This is a genomic window from Pantoea sp. MQR6, from assembly GCF_022761075.1.
In the GTDB taxonomy this organism is placed as follows: Bacteria; Pseudomonadota; Gammaproteobacteria; order Enterobacterales; family Enterobacteriaceae; genus Pantoea; species Pantoea phytostimulans.
The window spans coordinates 44,187-65,099 of the sequence record NZ_JAKYXB010000008.1 but is presented as its reverse complement, the minus strand read 5'-3'; the positions used below and the strand labels follow the sequence as shown (position 1 = coordinate 65,099).

The window sequence follows — 20,913 nt, the reverse complement described above, 5'->3', positions numbered from 1 at the left end:
AAACAGACATGTTTGGAAAAGCAAATGCTGGTCCGGCGCACTGGTAAGCGGCTGTTCATCGTGGAATAATCATTGGCCTATGAAGGGAAAAACAACCGTTTTACACACAAGGACCCGTCACAACGGAGATAACCTGCCGTTGTTAACACACTTGTCCACCCTCTCCTTCAGCCTGCTTTGCGCGGGCGCGCTGTTGTTGCCCGTTACCGCACAAAGTGCTGACGATAATAAATCGCAACTGCAATCTATTCAGCAAAATATTGCTGAAAAAGAAAAAATCGTCAAAGCGCAAAAAGTGCAGCGCAGTAAGTTGCTCGATCAGTTACAAAGCCAGGAAAAGGTGATTGCTCAGGCCAGTCGTCAACTGCGTGAAACACGCAATAGCCTCTCTGCTTTGAATAACGAAATCACTCAACTCGCCGCCTCAATTACGCGTCTGGAAAAGCAACAACAGCAGCAAGAAACGCTGTTATCTCAACAGCTGGATGCCGCCTTTCGACAAGGCCAGCATAATGGCGTGCAACTCCTGCTAAGTGGAGAAGAGAGCCAACGCAACGAGCGCATTTTGGCTTATTTTGGCTATCTCAACGATGCCCGCCAACAGAGCATTGAGGAGCTGCAAAAGACCCGTCAGGATCTGGATCAGCAACGCAATGCGCTACAGCAAAAGCAGCAACAGCAAAAGTCACTGCTCGCACAGCAGCAGGGTCAACAAGATAAACTTCAACAAGCGAGTACTGCGCGTAAGAAAACCTTGAGCGCGCTGGAAAATTCGCTGGAGAAAGATCAAGCTGACTTGGTTGAAATGCGCCAGAACGAAAGCCGTCTGCAAGACAAAATCGCCAAAGCTGAACGTGAAGCTCGTGAACGAGCGGCACGAGAAGCGCGTGAGGCAGAGAAAGTGCGCCAGCGTCAGGCGCAGGCTAAATCGAAAGGTTCCAACTACCAACCCACACAGAGCGAACGCGAGCTGATGGCGCGCACCGGCGGTTTAGGGCGTGCCGGTGGACAAGCATTGTGGCCTGTTCGTGGCCGCGTAGAACACCGCTTCGGTGAGCAACTGCAAGGTGAACTGCGCTGGAAAGGGCTGGTTATCGACGCACCGGAAGGAACGGAAGTCAAAGCCATCGCTGATGGCCGTGTTTTGATGGCTGACTGGCTGCAAGGTTATGGGCTTGTGGTGGTCATTGAGCATGGTAAAGGCGATATGAGTCTTTATGGCTACAACCAGAGTGCGCTTGTGAGTGTGGGTGCTCAAGTGAAGGCAGGACAGCCTGTCGCTTTAGTGGGCACCAGCGGCGGCCGCGGCACGCCATCGCTCTATTTTGAAATCCGACGTCAAGGAAAGGCCGTCAACCCACTCCCGTGGTTAGGAAAATAAGTTTTGCTTCAACTCCGAAAACTCCCCGCTATTGTGAGCGGTTTATTGCTTAGCTGCGTCGCTCACGCAGGCAAACTTGCCATTGTCATTGATGACTTTGGCTATCGTCCTGCCGAAGAGAAAAAAGTGTTGCAGATGCCGCCCGAGATTTCAGTAGCGGTGCTGCCTAACGCGCCGCATGCGCGCGACATGGCAACGAAAGCGCACCAAAGTGGTCATGAAGTTTTGATTCACCTGCCGATGGCACCGCTGAGTAAGCAGCCACTGGAAAAAGATACGTTAACACCAGAGATGAGCAGCACCGAAATTGAGCGAATCATTCGCAACGCGGTGAATAACGTGCCTTATGCGGTGGGGCTGAATAACCATATGGGCAGCAAAATGACCTCCAGCCTGTTTGGTATGCAGAAAGTGATGCAGACGCTTAACCACTACAATTTTTACTTTCTCGACAGCATGACGATTGCTAACAGCCAATCCATACCGGCCGCGCAAGGCACCAAGGTCCGCGTGCTGAAGCGCCGTGTTTTCCTGGATGACAGCCAGGATATTACTGCCATACGGCAGCAATTTAGTCGCGCAGTAAAGCTGGCGCAGCGTGATGGCTACGCCATTGCGATAGGCCATCCACATCCCAATACGGTGCGGGTTTTACAGCAAATGCTACCCACCTTACCTGCAGATATCACGCTTGTTCGCCCAAGCCAGTTATTGAATGAACCACTGCACAGTGGCACGCCTTCACAAGGTAACAAGCCGCCGATCACCAAGCCCGTGCAACCTCATTTCCAACCGCCAGGCTTGTGCAAAATTAAGCAGCCGCTAGCGCCTGTTCCGGCCACACGTGCTCTGGGTACGATTATCGACAGCATCAAGACCAGCTATATTATTGAACTTATAAATCGCTTAAAGTAAATTGCGTTTGTATATACTAAAATATTAGCGCAAGCCTTTTATCTTTTCGTGAAAGCGGCCTTCATGAATACAGATTGGAACTTTTTCGTAACAACACAGTCAGAATGACAACACATTTGGGTATGATTTAGAAAATGAATAAAATATGGAAAATAAGACTCATAAATTTCTTCATTTCACTTTACTCTTATTTATTTGATGATAGAAAAAAGCCTGCATTAGATAATCATATTGATTTCAGCAGAATTGCCATTTTTTCAACCACTGCATTGGGCGACCTTCTTTTTAACACTCCCGCGATTAAAGCAATAAAGCAACGTTACCCCAAAGCAAAGATAATTTTTGTCACAAGCGATAAAAATAGTCAGCTGATTAATAATAGCCCGTGGTTTGATGAAGTTGCCATCTGGGATAACAAAATAAAAAATGCATATGCGCTCATAAAAAAGTTGAGGTCATTTAAACCTGAACTCACTGTTATTCTTCACTCTTATATAGGTTATGACGTTTTTTGCGCGAAATTTTCAGGCACAAAATACATTATCAGAGATAATTTCAAGCGAGACACTATTGCCTTCAATAAATGGATTGATCTGTACTCTTCTTCCACAGACGTGCATGTCATTCAAAGAAAATTAAATCTAATTGAAAAATTAGGCTGTGATATAAACGATACCAGCATGGAATTCCCCGTTAAAATAATGGAATCCTCTGTCGATAAAAATAAGCTACGTTTTGGTTTCCAAATGGGTGCATCTCAGAGAATGCGTTGCTGGCCTGTAGAGAGCTTCGCTAAATTAGCAGTCAAACTACTGTCTTCTTACCCTCAAGCGGAAATAGTTCTCACAGGGGCACGTCAGGATTCATTGCTTGAAAAAGAGCTTTATAGTTATTTACCAAAAGAGTTCCATAGTCGCGTCACTTCATATATCGGAAAAACAAACCTACTTGAATTGATTCGATTAATTAAATCATTACAGGTTTTAGTCACAGGTGATACCGGTCCTCTTCATATCGCTATTACAGCCAAAACACCGACAGTCAGCCTGTATGCCAGTGCAAACCCTAAACATACTGGTCCTTATCAAGACATGGACATCCATAAAATAATTCAGATGTCATCTTATGATAAAGATAATGTATCGCAACCGCTCAGCAAGATCTCTGCAGATAGGGTTTTTCATGAGATATCTGATTTAATTAAATAACTAAAAAGCCTGGCCATGACATGGCCAGGCTTTTTTAGGCTTTACGCTTAGCGGCAACAACAGCCAGTGGCAGCCAAAAAAGCATCCACGCCTCCCCTGGCGAACCAAGGACAAACATACCCTGCGTCAAAAAGAATAATAACGAAAATATGTACAATACCGCTTCTAGCGTCATTGCTTCATGATAGCGTTTATAAGCTTGGGACAACCCCCATAAAATCAATGAAATAAGGCATAAAACACCAATAATCCCTCCCTTTAAAAAGGTGGAAAAATAAACGCTGTGGGTCGTTGTGATGTTTTGCCCAACACTATTAGTGAACTCAAGCTGTTTATCAAAACCCCAGCCAAACCAAAAGTGCTCTTTTGCCAAAGTGAACGCATTTTCCCAAATACCAAACCGTATGAAGCTTTGCTTATATGAATCTGTCATTCGCGAATAAAATTCACTACCATATCCCGTTAACTGCATAAACAAAAAGATGATAAGTAAAGATAAAACCAGATAGATAATATGTTTTAAATGAACATTTTTATATTTTGTGACAAGCAGCAGCATCGCTACACATAATGCCAGTAATGGACCACGGCTCTGCGTTAGAAGCAAACCAATAAACAATAAAATCGCTGCAAAATATAGCCAATGCTTGCCGGTTTCTCTTATGATAATCAGGCAACTAATTATCCCAATGGCAAAATAACCACCTAAATCGATGACGTTAGATGGCGCTAAGGAAAAGCCATTTTCAAGTCTGTTCGTAAGTATTGTATTTTTATCCACTAATAACAAAGTCAGAATCAAAAGAACAAAGCATCCAGAAAAGATCAGGTAGTGCAGAGTGAGAACACTACGGTTATTGACAACGTAACTAACCATAGACACGAAGAAAAGAAGATAAAGCGTGTGCTTAAAGCTTGAGAAAAAATTTTCCGGATTAGAAGACCATAGGTTGCTCAGACTAAAGTAAAGCAAAAATACACTTATAAGAATGAGTCCCAAAAAAAGATCTTTATCAAAATCAGTAAAGAAACCCAGCTTATCTTTACTCTTTATTAGCAGGAAAAACGCCATTAATATAATTGAGGCATGAAAGAGGTTATTTACCTTTCCAACTTCAGTGAATACAGGGAGCAAAGCCAAAAAAAACATAAAACAGTAAGCAGATAAACTCCTTATATTATCTGCGCGAAAATCATACTTCATCGATGCTAATCCTCTTAAAAACCTCATCACCTAATGCACTGTTCAATGACAAATTATAGACTTTGCAGTTCTCATCTTTCATAATTCCACTTGCATAGAGAAAAGAAGGATAGATCAATGTCTCGTAATTGCCTGCCAAAAAGCTTGGTAACTTATTAGCCTCATCTTCATAAAATCTTGGTTTAGAAAAGTTATTCATATCTAACCCCGCAATAAATATATCCTTTCCTCCTAAATAAAATGCAATCTGTAATGCCCAATAGGTAACAGTCCCCGCATCGACTATTCCCTTTCGGATATCTTTTGAGTAGCCGATGTGTTTATTCTTACTATCAAATAAAAAATCAGCACATCCTGAAAAAAAATCAGCGCATTTATTTGAAGGAATGCTTTTATCAAAGATCCTATAACGGATATCTTCTACAATTGCTAATCGGCAAGATATGTTCTCCACTGTTACAAACTTAAGCATTTCATTGAGACACAAAACCGTAGTAAAAAGTATCAATTCTTTATTCGCTAATATAGCTGAGACCAGTTCAGGTTTTTTTTCTACAAACCCGCGATCTACGATAACGTAATAGTCAAAATTGATGCTTCCCATCAGGGTGTAAGCGCCGTTCACGCCTAGCGTACTCATTCCTGATAGTTTTGATAAAGTTAAATCCTTAACAGAGGGTCCAGTCGCTATAATAGACAACGGAACATTAAGGGTTCCTTTCAATTTAGAAAGATCCTCAATGTTTATGTTTTTTTTCTTATAAGAAATCGAAGCAATATGACCTTCTGGCGCACGCGTTATGGTTATATGAGGCCAAAGATTTTCGTTATGGCGGAATTCACGTGAATGGGTATAGCGATAAATTTGCTTAAATAGCGATCCCATTCAGATTAAATCCCTTAACTTTTCCATTACTGATGTAGCGTCGATATTTTTCATATCGTTCTCAACCGCTTTAATCACGTATTGATTCTTGCCATAACCACCAATTAACCCCGGATCGGTTGGGCCATATAAAGTGATATTAGGGCGATCAAGCGCAGCGGTAAGATGACTTAAACCGGTATCAACGGATACCACTGCACACGCGCCAGCCAGCTGTTGCGCTACGGCTTCCAGCGATAGCTTCGGTAAGACTTCAACATACTCGAATCCTTCCGCCAAACGCTGTGCCCGCTGATGTTCATGCTCGGCGCCCCAAGGCAATTTCACACGTAAACCCATTGGCTGAACCAGCTCAATCAATCCACGCCAGTGATCTTCCGGCCAGTGTTTGTTATCACGTGTGGTGGCATGAAGAAAGATTAAATAAGGAGCGGTATCTTCTGTCGCGATCGTCGAGAAATGACCGGCAATAGCATAATCGCCCTGCGTCTGTGGCTTTTCGTAACCAAGACTTTTAGCAAAAAGTTCTCGCGTACGCTCAACAGCGTGCTGCTTCTTACTCACTTCATGGCGTATGTCGTACCACCAGCTGGCGAAAGGTTCACGCGCGCTGCGACTATCCTGACCATGTTTCACACCTTTTGACAGGCGTGTCACCAGCGCAGCACTTTTAATCAGCCCTTGTGCATCAATCACAATATCGTACTGACGTGACTGCAATTCTCGCTTGAACAACACGCGCTCTTCACGCTGTTGACTCCCAAACCAGTGTTTACGCCAGCGGCGAATTGCCACCGGCAGCACTTTATCTACCGCTGGATGCCAGCCTGGAATCTGAGCAAAGTTCTCTTCCACCGCCCAATCGAAACGAATGCCAGGAATGGCGTGCATCGCATCCGTTAGCGCGGGCAATGTGTGCAGAACATCGCCCATTGAAGAGGTTTTAACAATCAGGACGTGCATGACATCTCCTGCTCGCTATTCAATAACTCATTTAATTCCTGATGAACGCGAACTGGTTGAATGTCGATCATGCTTTGATGATAACCCTGCTCTGCGTCGCCTTTACGTACTTTGTGATAGCCCGTAATCAGGCGAATCACCCGCGCTTGCCTGGCGAGCGGTGGTGTGAAGTCTGGGCTACTCGGTCCATACAACGCCACTAATGGCCGGTTTAGTGCAGCGGCGATGTGCATCAAACCAGAGTCATTACTGACTACTGCACGGCAATGCGCCAGCAGAATCACTGCTTGCTCCAGCGACGTATCGCCGGACAAATTACGGCAATGGGAGCGGGCTTCGTCAGGTAATGCCGCAATGATCTCTTCACCGGTAGGACGATCTTTTGCCGAGCCGAACAGCACCACTTGATAGCCTTCAGCGATGAGTTGCTGCGCCAACGCGGCATAATGGTAGTGCGGCCAACGTTTAGCTGGACCAAACTCAGCGCCAGGGCAGAAGCCCACAATAGGACGATCGGCAGAAAGCTGAAACTGCGCTGCCGTTTCAATTTTTTCCTGATCTTCAACCTGCAACTGCGGCCACAACAAAGGCTGCGGCAGCTGTTTTGCTGAACTGACTGGCGTGTCATAACCCAGCGCAACATAGCGTTCGACCATCAACGGAAAAGCCGCTTTGTCCAGTTTACGCAGATCATTTAGCAGGCCGTAACGCATTTCCCCACGCCAACCAACGCGACGTTTAATTCCTGCAAAGAACGGCACCAACGCAGATTTAAAGGAGTTAGGCAGCACATAGGCACGATCATAATGGCTACCGCGCAGCGACTTTCCCAATCGACGTCGCTCGCCGATTTCCAGCGCGCCATGTCCAAGCGGCATCGCCAGCGCCTGATTCACTTCCGGCATGCGTGACAACAGCGGACGGCACCATGCGGGTGCCATCACGTCAATCACGGCATCAGGATGCTCGGCCTTGAGCGTACGATAGAGACTTTGCGACATCATCATATCGCCGACCCAAGATGGGCCGATAACCAGAATTTTCATTGCCGGTGCAGGTTCCTTTACGCGTTACGGTTCAGCCAAACCATGTATTCAGCCACACCTTGCGCCACGGTTTTAAACGGTTTGTCATAGCCTGTCGCGCGCAGATTAGTGAGATCGGCTTGTGTGTAGGCCTGATAACGTCCTTTGAGTTTTTCCGGGAACGGAATGTACTCAATCTGACCTTTTTCATGGAATTTCAGCACAGCATCAGCCACTTCCTGGAAAGATTCAGCACGACCGGTACCACAGTTATAGATTCCCGAAATGCCATTCTCCCAACACCACAGGTTCACAGCGGCAACATCATCAACGTGAATGAAATCGCGTTTGAAGCCATCGCTGCCTTCAAACAGTTTTGGATTTTCATCGTTGCTGATCTGCGTATTAAGATGGAAAGCTACACTGGCCATGCTGCCTTTGTGCCCTTCACGCGGGCCATACACGTTGAAATAACGGAATCCACACACAGGCGAATTAGCTTCTGGCAGAATCTGACGCACGTAGTGATCGAACAGCATTTTTGAGTAGCCATAAACGTTCAGTGGCTGCTCATATTGACGCTCTTCAATAAAGTTTTCGTTGCGTCCGCCGTAAGTCGCAGCAGATGAGGCATAAAGAAACGGGATTTCACGCTCAAGGCAGAAGTGCAGCAGCTCTTTCGAATACTGATAGTTATTATCCATCATGTATTTGCCATCCCATTCGGTGGTGGCAGAGCAGGCACCTTCATGGAATATCGCTTCGATTGGACCGAGATCATCACCAGCCATCAGGCTAATCAGAAACTCTTCTTTGTCCATGTAATCGCTGATATCCAAATCGACCAGATTCGCAAATTTGGTGCCGTCTTTCAGATTATCCACCACCAAAATGTCGGTGTGACCGCGATCGTTCAGCGCCTTGACGATGTTGCTGCCAATCATTCCTGCGCCGCCAGTTACGATAATCATGTTAATACCTTCGAAGTTATGGGGTGAAACAGGAGGTTCCACACGCTAATGACTATTATCATAACATTTCATCAAGGTGCAGACAGCCAGATGACTCTGTAACCATTTGTACTTCACGCGCCGAGGCGTGAACTATGCTGCAAAATTGACATTCTGTTGGGCGATTTATCGCGATTGGACTCTCTGCTCAGTAAGATGTGCCAAATTTCCGCCATCTGAGGAGAGCAATGATGCCAGCGCAATTTTATCAACAATTACGTCAGCAACTGGATACGGCGCGTCAGGAAGGGTTGTTTAAACAAGAACGCATTATTACGTCTGCCCAACAAGCCGATATTGAAGTTGGGGACGGCAATCACGTCATAAATTTCTGTGCCAATAATTATTTAGGCTTAGCCAATCATCCCGCCCTGATTCAGGCCGCCAAAGACGGCATGGATTCTCACGGCTTCGGCATGGCTTCGGTGCGCTTCATCTGCGGTACGCAAGATACCCACAAGCAGCTGGAAAAAAGTCTGGCTGAATTTCTCGGCATGGAAGATGCCATTCTCTATTCATCTTGTTTTGATGCTAACGGCGGCCTGTTCGAAACCTTACTGGATGCAGACGATGCCATTATTTCTGATGCGCTAAACCATGCTTCGATTATTGATGGCGTGCGGCTGTGTAAAGCACAACGTTATCGCTACGCTAACAATGACATGCAAGAACTGCGCGCCTGTTTACAGCAAGCACGCGATAAAGGTGCGCGTCATATTCTGATTGCCACCGATGGCGTGTTCTCAATGGATGGCGTCATCGCTAATTTAAAGGCCATTTGCGATCTGGCTGACGAATTTTCTGCGCTGGTGATGGTTGATGATTCTCATGCAGTGGGATTTGTTGGCAACGCCGGGCGGGGCACGCACGAATATTGCGATGTCATGGGCCGCGTCGACATTATTACTGGCACCTTAGGCAAAGCGCTGGGTGGCGCATCGGGCGGTTATACCGCTGCTAAAGCGGAAGTGATTGAATGGTTGCGCCAGCGCTCTCGTCCTTATCTCTTTTCTAATTCCCTGGCACCCGCCATTGTCGCTGCCTCGCTTCGCGTGCTGGAGTTACTCAGCGAAGGTGATGGCCTGCGTCAGCGCTTATGGGATAATGCCCGCTATTTCCGTCAACAGATGACAGCCGCCGGATTTACTCTGGCTGGCGCCGATCATGCCATCATTCCAGTCATGCTGGGTGATGCGAATGTGGCGCAGGAATTTGCCCGTTTGCTCCAGCAGGAAGGCATTTACGTTACCGGCTTCTTTTATCCGGTGGTGCCAAAAGGTCAGGCGCGCATTCGCACCCAGATCTCTGCGGCGCATACGCAAGAGCAACTCGAACGCGCGGTGACCGCTTTTACCCGCATCGGTCAACAACTTGGCGTCATTGCCAGAGGAACCGCCGATGAAAGCACTCGCTAAACTGAAAAAAGAGCCCGGTATTTGGATGGTGACGGATGCGCCGATTCCTGAGCCAGGTCATAACGATCTGCTGATCAAAATTCGTAAAACGGCTATTTGCGGCACCGATGTACACATCTACAACTGGGACGACTGGTCACAGAAAACCATTCCGGTCCCGATGATTACCGGCCACGAATATGTGGGTGAAGTCGTTGCTATTGGTCAGGAAGTGAAAGGCTTCACTATTGGCGATCGTGTTTCAGGCGAAGGGCATATTACCTGCGGCCATTGCCGCAATTGTCGCGCCGGACGTACACATTTATGCCGCAATACCGTCGGTGTTGGCGTAAACCGCCAGGGCTGTTTTGCCGAGTATCTGGTGATTCCTGCGTATAACGCCTTCAAAATTCCTGAAAACATCTCTGACGAATTAGCGGCGATATTTGATCCTTTTGGTAACGCAGTGCATACCGCGCTCTCCTTTGATCTGGTTGGTGAAGATGTTTTGATCAGCGGTGCCGGGCCAATTGGTATTATGGCCGCAGCCGTTTGCCGCCATGTGGGTGCGCGCAATGTGGTGATCACCGATATTAATGATTATCGGCTTGAGCTGGCCCGCAACATGGGCGTAACGCGAGCAGTTAACGTGGCACAGGAAGATCTCCATGATGTGATGCACTCGCTGGGCATGACAGAAGGTTTTGACGTCGGATTAGAGATGTCAGGTGCGCCGCCCGCTTTCCGCAGTTTGTTAGAAGTGATGAACCACGGCGGACGCATTGCGCTGTTAGGCATTCCGCCCGGTGAAATGGCTATCGACTGGAATCAGGTGATTTTCAAAGGATTATTCATCAAGGGTATTTATGGCCGCGAGATGTTTGAAACCTGGTACAAAATGGCCGCGCTGATTCAGTCAGGACTCGATCTCACCCCGATCATTACGCATCGCTATCACATTGATGATTTCCAACAGGGCTTTGATGAAATGCGTTCAGGACGCTCAGGAAAAGTCATACTGAGCTGGGATTAACGCGAGGCTAAAGGTCGTTTCGGGATAGCGCCAGCGCCAGCGAAAAGGTATAACTGGCGCTTAATTTTACCGAAGTTTTGGACGTGATATGCGCATTTTGATGATCATTGATGGCTTGCCTGGCGGCGGCGCTGAAAAAGTCGTACTGACCCTAAGCGAGTGTATGCAGCAGATGGGCCATGACGTCAGCCTCTATTCTTTAGCCGAGGTTTGCGCATATAAACTCCCCGAAGGCGTAGCCTATAAAGTGGTGACGCAACACAGCAAGGCGCCATGGCGTAAGCTCACTGAGCTGTCTCGTCGAGCCAAAAAGCTGGACCAGGTGCTAAGTAAGGACGAAGCCGCCAACGGTAAGTTTGACCTGATTATCTCCAATCTACATAAAACCGATCGCATCGTGGCGCGCTGTAAAGCTATCGATCCCGCTCGACTGTGGTATTGCATTCATGGCGTTCTCTCATCAACTTATCTTGGGCACCGCAAGGGCCTGAATTACACGTTGAAAAGAAACAAGATGGCGAAAATTTATCAGGGCAAAAATATCACTGCTGTTTCCCAGGCGGTACTTGATGATCTGATTGACGTGATGGGCGTAACACCCGCCAAAACAGCGGTCATTAACAATCCTTTCGACAGCGCTACGCTTCGCCAGCGGGCCAGTGAACCGTGTGATTTGGCCGGTACCGATTACATCATCAACGTGGCACGCATCCACCCGCAAAAACGACAAGATCGCCTTCTCCACGCATTTGCTAAGTCAGGCCTGCCATGCAAACTGGTTTTACTGGGAACCGGCACCGAAGAGCGTATTCAGGCAGCCAAAAGCCTGGCTGAAGCGTTAAACATTGCCGATCGCGTGTTGTTCTTAGGCTTCAAGGAAAACCCTTTTCCTTATATTAAACATGCCCGCATGATGGTTCTGAGCTCGGACAGTGAAGGATTTGGCAATGTGATTGTGGAATCATTGATGTGCGGAACGCCAGTGATCAGTACTCGCTGTCCCGGTGGTCCCGAAGAGATTTTGGTTAAAGCGGGCATGGCTGATTTATTGACGCCAATTGATGCGCAGGCTTTGGCGGACAAGATGGTGGAGATTTACCACCATTTGCCGCATATCAATGAATCTTCTTTGGAACATTACGACGTCAAAAAAATCACTCAGCAGTATACCGAGTTGGCCTGATCTTATGAGGCTGCCTGCAATTTCTGCCAGGCAGCCCAGGCTTCATCAACGCTGATATCGGCACAATCGCCAGACGCTGACTGCAAAATGGCATACTGACCAGACCATGGATGCCAGGCTGCCGCGTTGGTGTCACCAAAAAAGACTACCTGTCTTTTATGTAACGCGGCGGTGATATGCATTTGACCGCCATCGCTACACAGCACCTGTTCACAGCGATCAAGACCGGCAATCAATTCACGAATAGATGAGGTTGGATAGGCAATTGCGCGCGGTGAATTAACCTGTTGCAACAAAGATTGCATACGAGCCGAATCACCGACATCGTTGGGATCTAATGCACCCTGCGGCGACCAAAACAGCAGCACATGGGCTTTAGGATCTTGCAAAATTTTCTCAATGATCTGCGCATAAGATTCCACCGGCCAGCGGCGTTTAGCGCTACGACTACTGATGTGAATGCCATACACGCGCGCATCTTGAGGAATTTTATCCGCCAGCCGTTTCTCCGCCTCACCTTTTTCCTGCGGGCTCAGATAAACATTCACTTCCGGGATGGCAACAGCCGATGGCGCTAATTTGGTGAGATAGGTAAAGGTATGTTCTACCTGATGTGCACCATTGAAATCCTCCTTAGCCAGCGGGATAGTTAACTCGGCGGGATTGGTACCGGCACCGATTATTTTTTTAGCTCCCGCCATCGTAGCCAGGCGCAAACTGTATTTACAGGGCACCGGATTGGCTAAAATCGTCATATCAAATGTTGTTTTACGCAGCGCAAAAAAGATTTTTAGCCTCTGTAGATACACCTTCAGTGCACTTTCGCCTTTTTCACGGTGTTTTGATTTTTTATAGACATATAACTCATCAATGTACGGATTATTCAGCGCCACATCCTGAGCCACTTTGTTGACTAAAACAGTTAACTTTACATCGGGCCAGGTACGTTTTATTCCCTCAATTAGCGGTGTCGTACATACCATATCACCGATATTGTCACGTCTGATTAGCAATATATTCTTCATAAAAGTGGGCCCAATTGGCAATGAATGGCTTTCTAAAAAGGTCAGGAGGTATGCAACATAAATGCAAAAATCTCTACGTTTGACCCTTATTTTAAATAAAGTTCTGATGGATGAAAGGACTGAGTATCAGAGACTAAAATAATGCGCCACAGTAGTCGAATCGAGAAAGGGCTAATACCTTATGTGTATTGGCTCATTCATTAAGTTCCTTTTCCCTGACATCACGGAAAAAGTTGAGGGTAAGTCTGGCTTGTAACTCCTGCCTGGGCGCACGCGGCCAGTGAATTCTTTGCCATTATCGCGACACAAAGGGAATTTATTCGGTTTCTCACTATCAAATCATCCGTAAAGCGTTCAGCACTTGCCACAACGTAAGTCGAAAACCCGATACCCAAGCCCGAAGAGCAATCATTGTAGATATCTTTTCAACCGGAACACATTTTTGTATGTTGATAAATGTATGTGGCCTGGCGCAGGCGTTTCAGTTGCTGCTTTAGTTTGCCGCTTCTGTTTGGCGTAACAAATAACCCGAATGGCTGGCTTTAACCCCTAAAGGCTTTGCCATACAATCGGTTCATTCCAATTTGAGAACACTGGTTTATGGCAAGCCCGATTTTGGCAAACATTTCTCCGCAAAATATTTTGCTTATCAAGTTACGCCATCATGGCGATATGCTGCTGACGACGCCTGTTATCAATGCGCTTCATCAACGCTATCCGCAGGCGAATATTGATGTATTGCTGTATCAAGAAACGCGTCCGATGCTGGAAGCGCACCCGGCAATTCGTCGCCTGCACATCATTGACCGCAAATGGAAGAATGAAGGTGCCTGGCGTAAGTTAGCGCATGAACGTGCGCTGATCGCTGATGTTCGCGCCTGCCATTATGATTTAGTGATCAACCTGGCCGATCAGTGGCGTGCAGGAATCATTACGCGTTTATCGCGAGCACCGCTGCGTATCGGTTTCGCATTTAAGAAGCGCGACAATGCTCTTTGGCGATTTTGCCATAATCAGTTGGTTTCTACCGCCGATCACAGCACGCTGCATACCGTTGAACAAAACATGAGCGCGCTTGCGCCGCTCGGCATTAGCCGTGAAGGTGCTCGCGTCTCAATGCATTACAGCGAAAACGACAAACAATACGTCCTATCAACGCTGCTCGAAAACGGTATCAATTCGCCCTTCATTGTGGTGCAGCCCACTTCCCGTTGGGGTTTTAAATGCTGGGAAGATGAGAAAGTCGCAGCCACCATCGATCAGCTGGCAAAACAGAATCGAAAAGTGATATTGACTGCCGCGCCAGATCAAAAAGAACGAGTAATGATTGAACACATTCAATCTTTATGTCGTTCGCCAGATGTGGTTTCGCTCGCAGGAAAATTCTCATTGCCACAGCTAGCCGCGCTGATCGATCACGCGCAGCTGTTTATTGGCGTTGATTCCGCGCCAATGCACATGGCGGCTGCACTTGATACACCCTGTATTGCGCTTTTTGGTCCAACCAAGCTGCAGCACTGGCGGCCTTGGGGGGAACATAATCGCGTCATTTGGGCGGGTGATTATGGCCCATTACCTTCGCCAGACTCGATTGATACCAACACGCAACAGCGCTTTCTTTCCATCATTCCAGTAGAGGATGTGGTTGCCGCAGCAAGGAGCTACCTTAATGAGTAAGTTACGTCTGGCCATTGTGCGCCAGAAATACCGTCCCGATGGCGGTGCCGAACGCTTTATATCGCGCGCGTTGGAAGCGTTGGGCAGCGAGCAGCTGGACCTGAACATTATTACGCGTAGCTGGCAAGGTACGCCTAATCCTGACTGGCATTTGCACATCTGCAACCCGGCCAAACTGGGTCGAGTTTCACGTGAACGTGGTTTTGCTCAAGCAGCTCGAGCCTGCTGGGAACGAGAGAAGTTTGATATCGTACAGAGCCACGAGCGCATTGCTGGCTGTGATATTTTTCGTGCCGGTGACGGCGTGCATCGCGTCTGGCTTGAGCAACGCGCGCGCATCGTGTCGCCCATGCAGCGCTTGAGCGCCAAACTGAGCCCTTACCATCGCTACGTATTGCAGGCAGAAGCGGAGATGTTTAATTCCCCAACGCTCAAAGCCGTTATCTGCAATTCAGACATGGTAAAGCGCGACATCTTGCGCTGCTTCTCACTGAATGCCGATAAAATTCACGTTATTCATAACGCGATTGATGCTGAGCGCTTTCAGCCTGCCACCGAAGCGACTCGACACGCTACACGTCAGCATCTCAAGCTGCCAGACAGCGCTACAGTCCTGATTTATGTCGGTTCCGGTTTTGAGCGTAAAGGCTTAAAAGCCGCCATAGAGGCGTTGGCAAAGAGCGATCGCTATCTGATTGTGGTAGGACAAGACAAGCAATTGCAGCGTTATCAACAACTGGCGAATCGTTTTAACTGCCTGGACCGCCTGCGCTTTGTCGGCGTACAACAGGATGTGCAACCCTTCTATCACGCTGCCGATGGCCTGCTGCTGCCCACACTCTACGATCCTTTCCCAAATGTTGTGCTGGAAGCAATGGCTTGCGGCTTACCGGTGATCACCAGCACCGGCTGCGGTGGAGCAGAATTTATCACGGCTGGTCAAGAAGGCTTCATCTGTGATGCTTTGGATATCAACGCATTAAGTGAAGCCATTCAGACTATTCCTGCACTTTCAGTGGATTCAAGCATGGGTGAAGCTGCACGCCGCAGAATTGAACCTTATGGGCCACAAAGGCTGGCTCGCTCCTTAACATCACTCTATCAGCAGGTGTTAAAGACCAACTGACAAAGTCAGATGAGTGCGCGAGTGGTTTCTGATAACATGCCGCAATCTGACTTTATTGTATTTTTTGACGCCAACGTGTCGTAACGGTAACTATGACGACCATTTACACCGCATTGCTCTATCTTATTCAGCCACTGATTTGGCTGCGCCTGTGGCTGCGCGGTCGTAAAGCTCCGGCATACCGTAAACGCTGGGCCGAGCGTTACGGCTATTGTGTAGGCAAAGTTCAACCACATGGCATTGTGCTGCATTCGGTTTCCGTTGGAGAAACGTTAGCGGCCGTTCCGCTGGTGCGTGCTTTGCGCCATCGTTATCCGACGCTGCCCATTACTGTCACCACAATGACGCCAACCGGCTCCGAGCGCGCTCAGTCTGCGTTTGGTAAAGATGTGCATCACGTCTATCTCCCTTACGATCTGCCCGGCTCCATCAATCGTTTCCTTGATACGGTAAATCCAAGATTGGTTATCATCATGGAAACTGAGCTATGGCCGAATATCATTCGTATTCTGCATAAGCGACAAATTCCTTTGGTGATTGCTAACGCGCGTTTATCAGCGCGTTCGGCTAAAGGTTATCGCAAACTGGGCAATTTCATGCGTCAGTTACTGCAAAGCATTACGCTGATTGCGGCCCAGACCAGTGAAGATGGCGACCGTTTCGTTGAGCTAGGTTTGAAACGCGCCCAGCTAACGATTACCGGCAGCCTAAAATTTGATATTTCAGTAACGCCAGAACTGGCTGCTCGGGCAGTCACGCTGCGTCGGCAATGGGCGCCGCGTCGTCCAGTGTGGATCGCCACCAGCACCCATGAAGGTGAAGAAGCTATCGTGTTAGATGCTCATCGCCGATTGCTGCAAACTTTCCCCGACCTGTTATTGATTCTGGTGCCACGTCACCCTGAGCGTTTCAACGATGCACGTGAGCTGACGCAAAAGCGTGGTTTCAGCTTTATTTTACGCAGCAGCGGTGAAATTCCTTCCGGTTCGACTCAGGTGGTCATCGGCGATTCAATGGGTGAATTAATGCTGCTTTATGGCATTGCTGATCTGGCATTTGTGGGCGGCAGCCTGGTAGAACGTGGCGGCCATAACCCGCTAGAACCCGCAGCACATGCTCTTCCTGTGCTGATGGGCCCGCATATCTGGAACTTCAAAGATATCTGCAGCAAATTGCAGGAAGCACAAGGTTTAATCACCGTCACTGATGTGATCTCTCTGGAAAAAGAGGTCGCTAATTTACTGAAGGATGATGATTATCGCCGCTATTACGGCCGCCATGCCGTAGAGGTGCTGCATCAAAATCAAGGTGCTTTGCAGCGTCTGCTACAGTTACTCGAACCTCATTTACCGCCACGGGCCCATTAATGCCAACACGCCAACGTCTTTCGGTGGTGATGATCGCCAAGAACGAAGCGGAGCTGTTGCCGGCTTGCCTTGCCTCCGTTGACTGGGCCGATGAGATTATCGTGCTGGATTCTGGCAGTGCCGATAATAGCGTTGAAATTGCGCGCGAAGCGGGCGCTGAAGTGTTTCACGCTGACAGCTGGCCAGGCTACGGCAAACAGCGTCAACGTGCGCAAAGTTACGCCAGCCACGAAATGATTTTGATGATCGATGCTGATGAGCGCGTGACGCCTGAATTACGCAACGCCATTGAGCAAGTATTAATGACGCCGCCCAGCAACACTGTTTACAGCCTGTGCCGTAGTAACCTGTTTCTGGGCCGTTTTATGCGTCACAGCGGCTGGTATCCCGATCGCGTAATGCGCCTTTATCCCCGCACGCTCACTTATAACGATAATCTGGTGCATGAATCACTCAATACCCAAGGCGTGCCAGTTCAGGTATTGAAAGGCGATCTACAGCACCTAACCTGCCGTGACTTAATCGCTTTCCAGCGCAAACAGCTTGCCTATGCTGAAGCCTGGGCAAAAGAACGCTTTCAGCGCGGCAAGCGTTGCGGGCTGTTCTCCATTTTTAGCCATACGCTGGGCGCATTTATTAAAACGCTGCTGCTACGCGCCGGTTTTCTCGATGGCAAACAAGGCTGGATACTCGCGATGGTCAACGCGCAGTATACATTCAACAAATACGCAGCGCTTTGGGCGCTCGGTCATGCCAAGGCAAAAGGGCGCATATGAGTACTAAAGCCATTTATCCCGGAACCTTTGATCCCATTACATTAGGGCATCTTGACATTGTGACGCGCGCAGCCCAGATGTTTGATCATCTTGTGGTGGCGATAGCGGCCAGCCCGAGTAAAAAGCCGATGTTTGACCTGGATGAGCGTGTAGAACTTGCTCAGCAAGTGATTGCGCACCTGCCTAACGTTGAAGTGGTTGGCTTCAGTGATTTAATGGCGAACTTTGCCCGCGCGCAGCAGGCTAATGTCCTGGTGCGTGGATTACGTGCAGTATCGGATTTTGAATATGAAATGCAGCTGGCGCATATGAATCGTCATTTGCTGCCTACGCTGGAAAGCGTGTTCCTGATGCCCTCTGAGGGCTTCTCCTTTGTCTCCTCTTCGCTAGTGAAAGAGGTGGCGCGCCACGGCGGCGATGTCACCGCCTTCCTTCCAGCGCCAGTACATCAGGCATTACAAGCTAAGCTAGCGTAGCGTTAATGTTGGCAGTTCGGGCACCAGTAAGTACTGCGCTGCCCGTGCTTGCCGCTAATAATCGGCATTCCACACGCACGACACGGCTCACCGGCTCGGCCATAAACCTGCAATTGCTGTGCAAAATAGCCTGGTTTGCCGTCGCTCTGTAAGAAATCACGTAAAGTGGTACCGCCCTGCTCAATCGATCGCAGCAGCACCGCTTTGATCGTGTTAGCCAGTAATTCGGCTTCCTTTTTGCTCAGGCTCATTGCGGGTCGCTCGGGTAAGATCCCAGCAGTAAACAAGGACTCACTGGCGTATATGTTGCCAACGCCAACCACCACTTTGTTATCCATTAACCACTGTTTAATCACCGTGCGCTTACCACGCGACTTCCCAAAAAGATAATCACCATCAAAAATATCACTGAGCGGCTCTGGGCCAAGGTGTGACAGCACACTGCTGCCCGCTAAATCGCAGCTCCACAACCAGGCACCAAAACGCCGTGGATCGGTGTAACGCAGCACTTTGCCGTTACTCATAACCAAGTCAACATGATCATGTTTAGCTGCAGGCAACTCTTCGGGTAACACCCGCAAACTGCCAGACATGCCGAGATGGATAATGATCCAGCCGTGCGGCAATTCTAACAGTAAATATTTAGCACGACGCTGAACGCTGAGAACCGGCTGATCGCTGAGCGCGAGAATTTCTTGAGAAACAGGCCAGCGCAAACGTGTGTTACGCACAATGGCGTGCAGGATAGTTTCTCCTACCAGATGCGGTTCGATACCGCGACGGCTGGTTTCAACCTCAGGTAATTCTGGCATAGCTTCTCCTCAGCGTTTTTCACAAACAAAAAACCCGGCCGGAGCCGGGTTTTTAGCAGAACACTAAAATTACTTAATTTTAGCTTCTTTGTAGAGCACATGCTGACGTACAACCGGATCGAACTTTTTCAGTTCCAACTTCTCTGGTTTAGTACGTTTGTTCTTCGTGGTGGTATAGAAGTGACCTGTACCAGCAGAGGAAACCAGCTTGATCTTCTCACGAATACCTTTAGCCATGATTCAGTTCCTTAGTACTCTTAGTACTTCTCACCACGGGCACGCAGATCGGCCAAAACCGTATCAATGCCCTTTTTATCAATAGTACGCATACCTTTTACAGATACACGCAGAGTAACGAAGCGCTTCTCGCTCTCAACCCAAAAACGGTGTGAGTGCAGGTTCGGAAGGAAACGGCGTTTCGTCGCGTTCATTGCGTGGGAACGGTTGTTACCGCTCACCGGGCGCTTTCCAGTTACCTGGCAGACTCGTGACATGTCAATATCTCCAAAAATCAAATCAGCTCGAGCTTTAAAAATTAGGTTTTGGCCGCCTCGTCAGGCTCATAGCCCGCCAGGCGAGTTCCATGGAACCCGCTAAGCTGGCCTAACCGCCAAACCCGAGATTCTCAAAGGTGGCGTAGTATACGCCGCTCGGCGCAAGTGCTCAAGTCCCGAACAGATAAAGATCCCGAATGATCGTGTAAAAAGCCACCATCTGGACCCTATTTTCTTATACTTAAAGCCATCCACGCTCGGCAAATGAGACATATTCACCATGGCCAATCACTAAGTGATCGAGCAAACGAATGTTCAGTAAACCACAGGCTTCGCTCACTTTATGTGTAATTTCACGGTCGGCCTTGCTCGGCTCAGACATGCCAGAAGGGTGATTATGCGCCAGTATCAATGCCGCTGCATTGACCTTTAACGCTTCCCGCACAATCTCGCGTGGATGTACCTCGACGCTATTTATTGAACCAGAAAACATCTTTTGCGCCAGTAACACACGGTGTTGATTATCCAAAAACAGCGCCATGAAGATCTCACGTTCCTGATGCGCTAACAGGCTTTGCAAGTAATGCCGTGTTATCTGTGGGTTTTCCATCGCATTTTCGCGCGCAAGTTGGCTGGCAAAGAAACGTTTTGCCAGCTCGGCAATCGCGTGCAGTTGCGCGAGCTTCGCATCACCCACCCCTTTAATGCCACTGAAAGCCGCTTTGCTTGCTGTCATGATGTGATAAAGCGAGCCGAACTCTTGCAACATCTGCTGTGCCAGCACCATGACGTTAACGCCTGCTGAGCCGGTGCGCAAAAAAATGGCCAGCAGCTCCACATCGCTCAGTGTTTCCGCACCCAAAAGCTGTAATTTTTCTCGCGGTGCCATACTTTCCATGGTGGTTCTCCCTGATGTCCTCACTATCCTGACGAATCACACCGTCTGCTGCCATCAGCA

At 48.3% G+C, this 20,913-nt stretch carries 21 protein-coding genes; 11 read left to right on the top strand and 10 right to left on the bottom strand.

The features are described from left to right. Positions 1–79: 79 nt before the first annotated feature. From envC to MUG06_RS21535, 3 genes are all read left to right on the top strand, one after another. The gene (gene envC / locus MUG06_RS21545) at positions 80–1,381 is read left to right on the top strand and encodes a murein hydrolase activator EnvC (protein WP_243079993.1); all 1,302 of its coding nucleotides are present in this window, start codon (positions 80–82) and stop codon (positions 1,379–1,381) included. A gap of 3 nt (positions 1,382–1,384) precedes the next feature. Continuing rightward, positions 1,385–2,296 (top strand): divergent polysaccharide deacetylase family protein, encoded by a 912-nt coding sequence (locus MUG06_RS21540; protein WP_243079992.1) that lies wholly within the window; start codon positions 1,385–1,387, stop codon positions 2,294–2,296. Positions 2,297–2,430: 134 nt separating this feature from the next. Continuing rightward, entirely contained in the window at positions 2,431–3,504 is a 1,074-nt protein-coding gene (locus tag MUG06_RS21535; RefSeq protein WP_243079991.1) for a glycosyltransferase family 9 protein, read from the top strand. 34 nt (positions 3,505–3,538) lie between these two features. Here MUG06_RS21535 and MUG06_RS21530 read toward each other — a convergent pair whose 3' ends face one another. The 5 genes from MUG06_RS21530 to rfaD are packed head-to-tail and all read right to left on the bottom strand — an operon-like array spanning position 3,539 to position 8,553. Then, the gene (locus tag MUG06_RS21530) at positions 3,539–4,708 is read right to left on the bottom strand and encodes an O-antigen ligase family protein (RefSeq protein ID WP_243079990.1); all 1,170 of its coding nucleotides are present in this window, start codon (positions 4,706–4,708) and stop codon (positions 3,539–3,541) included. After that, complete coding sequence (locus MUG06_RS21525; RefSeq protein ID WP_243079989.1) at positions 4,698–5,594, bottom strand: sugar glycosyltransferase; 897 nt, start codon at positions 5,592–5,594, stop codon at positions 4,698–4,700. The genes MUG06_RS21530 and MUG06_RS21525 overlap by 11 nt, the downstream gene beginning before the upstream one ends. Beyond that, positions 5,595–6,557, bottom strand: coding sequence for a lipopolysaccharide heptosyltransferase RfaC (gene rfaC / locus MUG06_RS21520; RefSeq protein WP_243079988.1), 963 nt, complete (start codon positions 6,555–6,557; stop codon positions 5,595–5,597). Further along, on the bottom strand, positions 6,545–7,603 hold the full coding sequence (gene rfaF / locus MUG06_RS21515; protein ID WP_243079987.1) for an ADP-heptose--LPS heptosyltransferase RfaF: 1,059 nt from the start codon (positions 7,601–7,603) through the stop codon (positions 6,545–6,547). Before rfaF ends, rfaC begins: the two co-directional genes overlap by 13 nt. A 17-nt stretch (positions 7,604–7,620) precedes the next feature. Continuing rightward, positions 7,621–8,553: an ADP-glyceromanno-heptose 6-epimerase gene (gene rfaD, locus MUG06_RS21510; RefSeq protein ID WP_243079986.1), complete on the bottom strand. Its 933-nt coding sequence runs from the start codon at positions 8,551–8,553 to the stop codon at positions 7,621–7,623. Between the two features lie 230 nt (positions 8,554–8,783). Here rfaD and MUG06_RS21505 point away from each other — a divergent pair, with 230 nt between their 5' ends. The 3 genes from MUG06_RS21505 (at position 8,784) to MUG06_RS21495 (ending at position 12,202) form a co-directional block, all read left to right on the top strand. Next, positions 8,784–10,007, top strand: a complete 1,224-nt coding sequence (locus MUG06_RS21505) for a glycine C-acetyltransferase (protein WP_243080018.1) — start codon at positions 8,784–8,786, stop codon at positions 10,005–10,007. Continuing rightward, complete coding sequence (gene tdh, locus MUG06_RS21500) at positions 9,991–11,019, top strand: L-threonine 3-dehydrogenase (protein ID WP_243079985.1); 1,029 nt, start codon at positions 9,991–9,993, stop codon at positions 11,017–11,019. The genes MUG06_RS21505 and tdh overlap by 17 nt, the downstream gene beginning before the upstream one ends. Before the next feature lie 88 nt (positions 11,020–11,107). Continuing rightward, the gene (locus MUG06_RS21495) at positions 11,108–12,202 is read left to right on the top strand and encodes a glycosyltransferase (RefSeq protein ID WP_215848155.1); all 1,095 of its coding nucleotides are present in this window, start codon (positions 11,108–11,110) and stop codon (positions 12,200–12,202) included. 2 nt (positions 12,203–12,204) lie between these two features. Here MUG06_RS21495 and MUG06_RS21490 read toward each other — a convergent pair whose 3' ends face one another. Continuing rightward, the gene (locus MUG06_RS21490; RefSeq protein WP_243079984.1) at positions 12,205–13,227 is read right to left on the bottom strand and encodes a glycosyltransferase family 9 protein; all 1,023 of its coding nucleotides are present in this window, start codon (positions 13,225–13,227) and stop codon (positions 12,205–12,207) included. Positions 13,228–13,827: 600 nt separating this feature from the next. Here MUG06_RS21490 and rfaQ point away from each other — a divergent pair. The 5 genes from rfaQ (at position 13,828) to coaD (ending at position 18,649) form a co-directional block, all read left to right on the top strand. After that, the gene (rfaQ, locus tag MUG06_RS21485; protein WP_243079983.1) at positions 13,828–14,904 is read left to right on the top strand and encodes a putative lipopolysaccharide heptosyltransferase III; all 1,077 of its coding nucleotides are present in this window, start codon (positions 13,828–13,830) and stop codon (positions 14,902–14,904) included. Then, a complete protein-coding gene (locus tag MUG06_RS21480) occupies positions 14,897–16,030 on the top strand; it encodes a glycosyltransferase family 4 protein (protein WP_243079982.1) in 1,134 nt (377 codons plus the stop codon). The genes rfaQ and MUG06_RS21480 overlap by 8 nt, the downstream gene beginning before the upstream one ends. 92 nt (positions 16,031–16,122) lie before the next feature. Continuing rightward, entirely contained in the window at positions 16,123–17,397 is a 1,275-nt protein-coding gene (gene waaA / locus MUG06_RS21475) for a lipid IV(A) 3-deoxy-D-manno-octulosonic acid transferase (protein WP_215848153.1), read from the top strand. Beyond that, complete coding sequence (locus tag MUG06_RS21470) at positions 17,397–18,173, top strand: glycosyltransferase family 2 protein (RefSeq protein WP_243079981.1); 777 nt, start codon at positions 17,397–17,399, stop codon at positions 18,171–18,173. Before waaA ends, MUG06_RS21470 begins: the two co-directional genes overlap by 1 nt. After that, positions 18,170–18,649: a pantetheine-phosphate adenylyltransferase gene (gene coaD, locus MUG06_RS21465; protein WP_215848151.1), complete on the top strand. Its 480-nt coding sequence runs from the start codon at positions 18,170–18,172 to the stop codon at positions 18,647–18,649. Before MUG06_RS21470 ends, coaD begins: the two co-directional genes overlap by 4 nt. Before the next feature lie 2 nt (positions 18,650–18,651). Here the strand turns inward: coaD and mutM are convergent, their stop codons facing one another. The 4 genes from mutM to radC all read right to left on the bottom strand — a co-directional run bounded on the left by mutM (position 18,652) and on the right by radC (position 20,853). After that, positions 18,652–19,461: a bifunctional DNA-formamidopyrimidine glycosylase/DNA-(apurinic or apyrimidinic site) lyase gene (gene mutM / locus MUG06_RS21460; protein WP_243079980.1), complete on the bottom strand. Its 810-nt coding sequence runs from the start codon at positions 19,459–19,461 to the stop codon at positions 18,652–18,654. A 69-nt stretch (positions 19,462–19,530) separates the two neighbouring features. Then, positions 19,531–19,698: a 50S ribosomal protein L33 gene (gene rpmG, locus MUG06_RS21455; protein ID WP_003024094.1), complete on the bottom strand. Its 168-nt coding sequence runs from the start codon at positions 19,696–19,698 to the stop codon at positions 19,531–19,533. 20 nt (positions 19,699–19,718) lie between these two features. Further along, positions 19,719–19,955, bottom strand: coding sequence for a 50S ribosomal protein L28 (gene rpmB, locus MUG06_RS21450; RefSeq protein ID WP_215848149.1), 237 nt, complete (start codon positions 19,953–19,955; stop codon positions 19,719–19,721). 241 nt (positions 19,956–20,196) lie between these two features. Beyond that, a complete protein-coding gene (gene radC / locus MUG06_RS21445; RefSeq protein ID WP_243079979.1) occupies positions 20,197–20,853 on the bottom strand; it encodes a DNA repair protein RadC in 657 nt (218 codons plus the stop codon). Positions 20,854–20,913 lie beyond the last annotated feature (60 nt).

Excerpts from the sequence above, each read along its gene's own strand:
- MUG06_RS21480 (WP_243079982.1), top strand. The coding sequence starts at position 14,897 with ATGAGTAAGTTACGTCTGGCCATTGTGCGCCAGAAATACCGTCCCGAT.
- rfaQ (WP_243079983.1), top strand. The coding sequence starts at position 13,828 with ATGGCAAGCCCGATTTTGGCAAACATTTCTCCGCAAAATATTTTGCTT.
- rpmG (WP_003024094.1), bottom strand. The coding sequence starts at position 19,698 with ATGGCTAAAGGTATTCGTGAGAAGATCAAGCTGGTTTCCTCTGCTGGT.
- MUG06_RS21470 (WP_243079981.1), top strand. The coding sequence starts at position 17,397 with ATGCCAACACGCCAACGTCTTTCGGTGGTGATGATCGCCAAGAACGAA.
- MUG06_RS21530 (WP_243079990.1), bottom strand. The coding sequence starts at position 4,708 with ATGAAGTATGATTTTCGCGCAGATAATATAAGGAGTTTATCTGCTTAC.
- radC (WP_243079979.1), bottom strand. The coding sequence starts at position 20,853 with ATGGAAAGTATGGCACCGCGAGAAAAATTACAGCTTTTGGGTGCGGAA.
- MUG06_RS21495 (WP_215848155.1), top strand. The coding sequence starts at position 11,108 with ATGCGCATTTTGATGATCATTGATGGCTTGCCTGGCGGCGGCGCTGAA.
- MUG06_RS21490 (WP_243079984.1), bottom strand. The coding sequence starts at position 13,227 with ATGAAGAATATATTGCTAATCAGACGTGACAATATCGGTGATATGGTA.
- envC (WP_243079993.1), top strand. The coding sequence starts at position 80 with ATGAAGGGAAAAACAACCGTTTTACACACAAGGACCCGTCACAACGGA.
- coaD (WP_215848151.1), top strand. The coding sequence starts at position 18,170 with ATGAGTACTAAAGCCATTTATCCCGGAACCTTTGATCCCATTACATTA.
- MUG06_RS21535 (WP_243079991.1), top strand. The coding sequence starts at position 2,431 with ATGAATAAAATATGGAAAATAAGACTCATAAATTTCTTCATTTCACTT.
- MUG06_RS21505 (WP_243080018.1), top strand. The coding sequence starts at position 8,784 with ATGCCAGCGCAATTTTATCAACAATTACGTCAGCAACTGGATACGGCG.
- rfaD (WP_243079986.1), bottom strand. The coding sequence starts at position 8,553 with ATGATTATCGTAACTGGCGGCGCAGGAATGATTGGCAGCAACATCGTC.
- MUG06_RS21525 (WP_243079989.1), bottom strand. The coding sequence starts at position 5,594 with ATGGGATCGCTATTTAAGCAAATTTATCGCTATACCCATTCACGTGAA.
- mutM (WP_243079980.1), bottom strand. The coding sequence starts at position 19,461 with ATGCCAGAATTACCTGAGGTTGAAACCAGCCGTCGCGGTATCGAACCG.
- rpmB (WP_215848149.1), bottom strand. The coding sequence starts at position 19,955 with ATGTCACGAGTCTGCCAGGTAACTGGAAAGCGCCCGGTGAGCGGTAAC.
- waaA (WP_215848153.1), top strand. The coding sequence starts at position 16,123 with ATGACGACCATTTACACCGCATTGCTCTATCTTATTCAGCCACTGATT.
- rfaC (WP_243079988.1), bottom strand. The coding sequence starts at position 6,557 with ATGCACGTCCTGATTGTTAAAACCTCTTCAATGGGCGATGTTCTGCAC.
- tdh (WP_243079985.1), top strand. The coding sequence starts at position 9,991 with ATGAAAGCACTCGCTAAACTGAAAAAAGAGCCCGGTATTTGGATGGTG.
- rfaF (WP_243079987.1), bottom strand. The coding sequence starts at position 7,603 with ATGAAAATTCTGGTTATCGGCCCATCTTGGGTCGGCGATATGATGATG.